Below are 6913 nucleotides of genomic sequence, written 5' to 3'. Positions count from 1 at the left end.
GGTGAACTCAAGGCGATCTGGGTACCCGATGCCGCGCACGAAGCACTGCGCAATCTGTGGCGTGCCCGCGAAGATGCCGTGAACATGCGGCTCAAGGCGCGTCAGCAACTAAAGGCATTTCTCCTGCGCCATGGACGCGTCTATCCGGGCAAGACGGCATGGAGCCGCATGCATCTGCGCTGGATCGCAGATCAGCGGTTTGAGCAATGCGCCGATCAACTGGCGTTTGCCGAATATCAGCATGCCGTCGAGGACACCCACGCTCGCGTGGAGCGGCTCAGCGGTGCACTGGAGCGCAGCGCACTAAGTGAACAGGTCGCATCGGTAGTAGCTGCACTACGCGCCCTGCGCGGCCTCGACACGGTCAGTGCCATCGGACTGGTAGCCGAGATCGGCGATATAGGGCGTTTTGCCACTGCCCGCCAGCTCATGGGCTACCTCGGACTGGTCCCCTCGGAGCATTCCAGCGGCGCCACTGTGCGACGCGGTGCGATTACCAAGACCGGCAACGCGCACGCGCGTCGGCTGCTTACCGAATCGGCCTGGAACTACCGGTTCGCCCCGCGCGTGAGCAACGAGCTGCGCACGCGCCAGCGAGCGCTCGCGCAGCCGATCCGGGAACACGCCTGGAAGGCACAGGTTCGCCTGTGCGCGAGGTTCCATCGACTGCGTAGCCGCGGCCTCCAGGCCAACAAGGTATGCGTCGCCGTGGCGCGCGAACTGGCCGGCTTCGTTTGGGCGATCGCCCGCATGGCACCGTCTCCCGCGACGCACTGAATGGCAGAAGCGCATCAAATAAAAGGGTAATCCGGCGATGCGGTACGGCTCACGATAGGAAGAATCCTCGTCGACACTATGTACAGAAGGCCTGCGGGCAACCTGCGTCACTAGAGCGAGGCAGCTTCCCTGACGGATCGATGCACGGTGGTAACCAACCCACGGATATCAGTCTGATCCATCGTCGCTGCAACGGACTTGTGCCGCATCGCCCGATTACCCTTGGGATTCAACAACTGCTCTCTATTGACACGCACCGACCATATCAGTGTCGTGAGTTAGAAGTTCGTTACATTAGTTGTTCGTGCGGTCCGGGATAACGAAATGCTGCCTGAATAGCCGCTCGGACTCACGTAACCCTTCCTCGGTAAAGACCACCGACTTCGTCTTGTTGACCGGGTCGCAGAGGAAGCCCTTTTCGTAAAGGCGATTCAGCACGTCCCAGTCGAAGCCCTTCCACGCACGGTACTGGTCGTGCAGAGTCAGGTAGAGAAGTGCCAGGGCGGCTTCGTCGATTGCGTCGGTATTGATATTCATGACATTTCATCCCGCGGCCTTCTGAACCCGCATGCAAAACGGTTCGAGACTAGCCAGGATCTCGTCGGCTGACTTGGCCAAAATCAATGCCTATACGATCGGCTATTCACATAGTTTCGGCATCGCGGGCCGCATGGCGAGCCTCGCGCTGCTGGCGCCCTACGCTGACGCGAACCCGACAGGGAACGTCGAGGGAAACCGGGGGCTGGCCTACAGGGCAGGACTCGGCGACGTCCGGTCCAGATTCGTCGTGATTCTTCTCGGCGGTCCGGCACTCACCCCGGAGCAATTCGCACGGTATAGCCTCGGCACATCGCTCGGTGCCAGTCTAAGCGTCGTCGCGCCCACCGGCCAATACGTGCCGCCTCGTCTCATCAACGTCGGTGCGAACCGCTGGGCGTTCCATCCTCACATAGGCCTGTCCCAGCCGATCGGCAATTGGTTCGTGAAGACCACCGCCGGCGTGTGGGTCTTCACCGACTAACGACCTTTTTCAACGGCCGGCGACGCAGCCGGAATCCCCTGCCTGTACTCCAGCGGCACGCAGGCTATAACTGGCGACCCGGCCGTTGGCTCGCCGTGGACGCGACTTTTATACCGGTGGTCGAACAAGCATAAATGGTGTCGAGAACCAGGATCTGCAGCGCACCTCGCGTTACGGCCTCACGCTATCCGTGCCGTTCGCAAGCCAATGATCTGCGAATTCGCATGGTCGCGCGGGCTTACGACCAACATCGGCGGCAATTTCCAGACATTTTCCGTCGCGCTGCAATACCGCTGGTTTAACCGCTGACTGGCTGGCGCGCGACGGCGCCGGATTGTCCAGGCACAAGTGAATCACGTCCATGGGGCCAGCTAAAGCGCCGGCTCAGCGCATGAAACCGCGACACCACCACACGCCGCTTACAACCGGATTGCGTGTTCACCGCTCCGAGATGGTGGCCACGCCGCAATGACCGCTTTCGAGAGAATCAAACACGCCAACGCGGTGAACCCGGATCACCCTCACGCGGTCCAATCTTTGCCTTCGCCCACGCCGTACAGCGAATCTGCGGCAGTTCCCCCGTCCGAAGAGCCGGTACTTGGACCATGGAAAAGTCTCCAATAAGATCGGCAAATTGCTCGGCTTGCGCGCGAATCCGGAACGGCTTGGTCAGTGGAACATGGTCGCGGTTGCGTACGTCCCATCCGTGGCGCCCGAGTTCGATGCAATGTCTGTTATCCCTAACTTTTTTGCTTAGCATCGATAGCTCCTTTGAAAACTGGCGCATCAACTCATTGTCCTTCGCCGCCAAAGCTCCTACCCACATCTTGAAGAGAGCAAAACCAATTGCTGCTTGCGGATCCTTCTTCTGAAGCTCCATTTCCGCCGCGGTCAATTGCTGCAAATATTCAAGTTTTTCGGCCCCCGGGGTTACGCGGAACACCTCTATGCTCCTGAAGCGGGCGACAAAATCAGTGCTTGCCAAGTTTATGGAGTGACCGAGTACCATTTGAACGGCCTCGGGCGCGCGGCGTGCCGTTGAAGTGACATACTCAAAATCTTGCCGCAGACCTGCACGTTCAGGATGCTCCCTTTTCTTGGATCCGAACATCATTCGCCTCCGTATTCACTATTTTTGGTCAGTAATACCGGCTTTGTCGATCGCTTCCTTACGCGTGCGGTGCGGCTATTTTTCGGCATAACCGCCCTCAAGCATCCGACGGCAGACCAGGGTCGAAGAAACGTACTCGCCATTCGGGTGTCGGCTTTCGCTGTCACCTCGGCTGGAAAGCGACCCATAGCGAGCGAGCCAAAGTTCAGAATCGCTCAGCTCGAACTTGGGTGGCAGCGACGTACCTGCGATGGATTTAATGTCGTCGACTGGAATTAGAACGCTCTGGCGAATATTCGGTTCAGCTTTGGTCAGCTTCTGGAAAGCATTCGGGGGATCGTAGAATTTCAGCGTAACCCACTCTGCCCTCCGAGCCATGAAGCGACTGCCGGGCGATAGCATCACAGATACAGCAAGTAATACGCTGACCCGCGCCAATGTATTCCTATGGTAAAGCCGAACTCTCGAGCATCCTGGAAATGGTAGTGCATGCCGCGCCGGGAGGGATTTCTCAGTGGCATTGCCGATTCTCATATAGCGACCAGCTGCCGCTCTTTTCGAGCAGGGTCAACGGGCAAAGACGGTTGGTCAACAATGCGGGCGGCAGCGATCCGGACTCACGGACAAAGAAGTAGCGGTAGTCCGCTCCGTGGTCGTTTTTCCAGCTGAAAATGCCCGGCATCCAGGAGAGCCGATCCGGCGCCTCCCGCAAGGTATGCCCCTCTCGGTACCGCACGACCTGCTCCAGGAATTCCGCGAAATTGAAATCGACGAGCCCTTGCTTGTCGGCCTGGTACCACGCCGCGTAGTGCAGGTACGCGTTCGGATTGTCCGCGGCGGGGCTACGCGGATCCATCGGGAGCATGAGCGCCCGCTGGTGTGGTTCCGCGGCGGCGAGCACCCGTTCGAAGTTCGCGCTCTCCGTCGCAAATGCCAACGACCGCTTTGTCTGCAGGCCGAAAAATGCGATGCAAATAAGGGCGAGCGCCACCTGACAGGCGAGATCGCGGTGCCGCCTTGCTTCCATGCCCCTGCCGGAATGCTCGCGGCGAACGAACAGGAATGCATAGAACGGCAGCACGTATACCGCAAAGCGCTCGTAGACGAAGTGGGTGTTCATGGCCACTGTAGGGACGAGAAACCAGTATGCGAGCAGCACGACCAGAGGAACGAACGCAGCAGGCTCCCTGCGATTCGGACGCAGGCCGAGCATGTGTGCCGTGGCCAGCGTAAGCAGGGTGGCGAGGACCGTCGCCCACTTCTGCGAGAACGCCGCACCCCATGTCGCCATGAAGAGCATAGCGCCACGGTGAATGAACAGTCTCGGTTCGTGCCCCAGTATGCCGAGCTGATAGGCCGATTGAGCGTTGTCATTCAAGACGACGTAGGCCACGCACAGGAGAGCGAAACCTGCGTACGGTATCAGCGCCACTGCGATTTCCGATAGTCGCCGACCCCGGCTGCGCACGAGGACAAACGCTGCCCCGATCGCGTTGGCGACCAGAAAAATCAGGCCATGCGCAAAGAACAGGATCACGCCAGCGAGAAGCAGCCAGCCACCCGTCGAACGGCTTGGACGGTCAGCGTGCCGCAGAGCAAGCAGCAGGTAGAGCAAGCCGAGCGGCACCGCCATCATGAATGGGTAGAAACCCCATTGATATGAAAGACCGAAGAAGGGCGGCAAAAACAGCCAGTCGAGCCGCGCATCGCCACCGAAGCGCCGACGCAGCAGCACGCAGGCAAAGACGAATGTGTAGTAGCTCAGCATCAGAGCCAGCTTAATGGCCGCGGCGACAGGCATCACAAACGATAACGCCAGCGCCAGACCATAACCGATCAAGTAGGGCGTAAACAGATTGACGGCCAATATCCGCTGCCAGGGCGATCCTCCGAGCAACATGTCATGCAACGTGGCGATCTGCGCCGCATGCTGCGGGATATCGACCATCGGCGGCCGAGGCGCGATCCAGAACAGGATGCCGCCATAGAGAACAATCGCAATAAACAGTGCCCGCAGCGTCAGCACGCGGCGTGCGGTATTGATTAGCGTGAATTGACGAACAAACGAAGTTGTATCCATCTATTCGTTCTCTGGTTAAAGCGTCGTTTCCGCGATGAACCGCGGCCGGTGCTTGGTTCGTTGATACGGGGCGTCGAGATTTCATCCTGGCAGGACGTGCACTGGCTCTGGTCGCGCCAATGCTCAGCAAGCTGGGCCGGACACATCGTCGGTTCCGATTTCCTCAGGTTGGATCTATGGCTGAAGTTCACGCCGCTTTGACGTCTCCTTGGGGCGCTTGTACTAGCGACTGACGTTTTTCTGCCTCGCGCTGCGGGGGGCCTGGACGAGTTGCTAAAAGAATACCTGCTCGATATCTATAATAAAACGGAATGCGTATCAGCATAATATCGGCGACCTATTACGACTTTTTTACCAGCACATCTGTCCAGCTTCTTCGCCTCCGAAGTCTTCGACGCGGCCGGTCCATGTTTCCGATAAAAAACGATGAACACTACGGCTCGAAAGCGACCTTCGCTGACTCGGTCCCTGCGCATCTCAGCAAAGTCGTTCCTTAACAGGAAAGGCAATAGATAGCTTCATGGAACTACTTTTGTAGCTGCGTTTAATTTTTTGAAAGATGCTTATCGATGAGTGCATGCAGCGATTCCTTGCATCGCCTCACAAATGTATCCTCGCCTTCCCCTAAATTAGGCCCACCGATGGCTAAGCTTAACTCCCGCATAAACTTGTCGCTCGCAATCAAGCCCCCAATCTCTTTGCTCATTTGAGGGATCTTGCTCTTCGATAGTGTGGGCATGGTCTCGGATATAGCCGTTAGTGATTCTTCAGCCTTCCTTGTTACCTCTCGCTGAAACATCTTGCCGCTTGCGTGCGGTGCTTTGTTTTCTGGCCGTCCTTTGAAGAAATCGACCACCCAATTTCCGCACTTAACAAGATCTAAAAAGTTGTTCATTTAAATATTACCATCCATGTCAGATCGATAAAAGTCCCGAAACAATGGATCAAATGCTTCACTCAGCTTTTCTTTTATAGTATTCCGGTGCTCGTCAGGTAATGCATCATAGATGTGCAATAGCGATTTAAAAAAGCTAATAATCGTGTCGAGCATTCGCTTCCCCAAGGTTTTGAGTTTCCTGTAGTCTTGGCGTCAGGCCGAACAGAAGCAGGCTTAGCTTTTTCGGTCGCAGATCGTAATGCCAAGGAAGACTAAACCATTTGTTGTGAGATCACAACCGTATGATGTTCGGTAGAACCCCTAGGGTTATCCCGGCGAGGCGTGGAGCCCATCGGTTTACTTCGACATGTCCGCAACTGGCTTCTTTTAGTCACTTGTGCAGACGACTTCTGATCCTCATCCGCCGGGGGTGTTTCTGGTCTTCATCATTGGCCAGCTGAGTGATCTGATTTGCGGCATCTCGACTTGACCGGTGAACTTGGACCTGGGCCCAAGTGAAATCGCCGCCACTTCGTGCCGTCGAGTTCACGGACTAGTCGTGTTATGGACCAGAACCCGCTGATCGAATTCATGGATCGGTCGAATGAACGAGGACCAAGTTCTCTACTCGTTTCCGATCTGTTACCGATCTTGGTTCGTGACCGGAGTTGGTTGTTTATTCATTCGAGAAGTACAAATTACGGGCTCATCGGTCACGGAGCCGGAACTGATATGCGTTTTTGTCGCCCGCCGGCGAGTTTCGCGTCATAACCCCCGATCATGATCCAAGTTTTGAGCGTTCGATTGGCCTGCATGAGCGGCTAGTCCGACTGTATTTAATTAGGTAGTTACAACCTCCCGGCAATGTGACATTTGTTGCTTCAGAATTCCCCAACGGCTCAAACTCCAGTGTCTCCGAATGGCAGGTAGTTATATCCATCTCGTTATACAGAAGTGAAGGCGGGCATCGACTATGTGTAGTCGGAGCTTGAAGAAATCTGGTCACAAAGGGTTGTAAACCGGCGCGAACTCGCGTTTACTCTCGGA

7 protein-coding genes are annotated in these 6913 nt (G+C 56.5%); 2 read left to right on the top strand and 5 right to left on the bottom strand.

Annotated elements, in window-relative coordinates:
- On the top strand, window positions 1–777 hold a 777-nt coding region (locus HV670_RS29050; RefSeq protein ID WP_175108395.1), incomplete at its 5' end, for an IS110 family RNA-guided transposase.
- Window positions 778–1071: 294 nt separating this feature from the next.
- On the opposite strand, the gene HV670_RS29045 is transcribed toward HV670_RS29050, so the two are convergent.
- Window positions 1072–1314: a DUF6429 family protein gene (locus HV670_RS29045; RefSeq protein WP_175108394.1), complete on the bottom strand. Its 243-nt coding sequence runs from the start codon at window positions 1312–1314 to the stop codon at window positions 1072–1074.
- Window positions 1315–1387: 73 nt separating this feature from the next.
- Between HV670_RS29045 and HV670_RS31650 the strand changes: the two genes are divergently transcribed.
- Window positions 1388–1798, top strand: a complete 411-nt coding sequence (locus tag HV670_RS31650; protein WP_246258083.1) for a transporter — start codon at window positions 1388–1390, stop codon at window positions 1796–1798.
- Between the two features lie 487 nt (window positions 1799–2285).
- Here the strand turns inward: HV670_RS31650 and HV670_RS29035 are convergent, their stop codons facing one another.
- The 4 genes from HV670_RS29035 to HV670_RS29020 all read right to left on the bottom strand — a co-directional run bounded on the left by HV670_RS29035 (window position 2286) and on the right by HV670_RS29020 (window position 5884).
- Entirely contained in the window at window positions 2286–2912 is a 627-nt protein-coding gene (locus tag HV670_RS29035) for a hypothetical protein (RefSeq protein ID WP_175108393.1), read from the bottom strand.
- Window positions 2913–2984: 72 nt separating this feature from the next.
- The gene (locus tag HV670_RS29030) at window positions 2985–3347 is read right to left on the bottom strand and encodes a hypothetical protein (RefSeq protein WP_175108392.1); all 363 of its coding nucleotides are present in this window, start codon (window positions 3345–3347) and stop codon (window positions 2985–2987) included.
- Between the two features lie 73 nt (window positions 3348–3420).
- Window positions 3421–4989, bottom strand: coding sequence for a hypothetical protein (locus HV670_RS29025; RefSeq protein WP_175108391.1), 1569 nt, complete (start codon window positions 4987–4989; stop codon window positions 3421–3423).
- 544 nt (window positions 4990–5533) lie between these two features.
- Window positions 5534–5884 (bottom strand): hypothetical protein, encoded by a 351-nt coding sequence (locus HV670_RS29020; RefSeq protein ID WP_175108390.1) that lies wholly within the window; start codon window positions 5882–5884, stop codon window positions 5534–5536.
- Window positions 5885–6913: the final 1029 nt, after the last annotated feature.

The organism is Pararobbsia alpina (assembly GCF_902859895.1).
In the GTDB taxonomy this organism is placed as follows: Bacteria; Pseudomonadota; Gammaproteobacteria; order Burkholderiales; family Burkholderiaceae; genus Pararobbsia; species Pararobbsia alpina.
Note: the sequence above shows the minus strand (reverse complement) of the source record. Positions and strands in the feature narration are given on the sequence as shown.

What these genes read in the sequence shown, in the direction of transcription:
- HV670_RS29045 (WP_175108394.1), bottom strand. Translation starts at nt 1,314, where the DNA reads ATGAATATCAATACCGACGCAATCGACGAAGCCGCCCTGGCACTTCTC.
- HV670_RS29035 (WP_175108393.1), bottom strand. Translation starts at nt 2,912, where the DNA reads ATGATGTTCGGATCCAAGAAAAGGGAGCATCCTGAACGTGCAGGTCTG.
- HV670_RS29025 (WP_175108391.1), bottom strand. Translation starts at nt 4,989, where the DNA reads ATGGATACAACTTCGTTTGTTCGTCAATTCACGCTAATCAATACCGCA.
- HV670_RS29020 (WP_175108390.1), bottom strand. Translation starts at nt 5,884, where the DNA reads ATGAACAACTTTTTAGATCTTGTTAAGTGCGGAAATTGGGTGGTCGAT.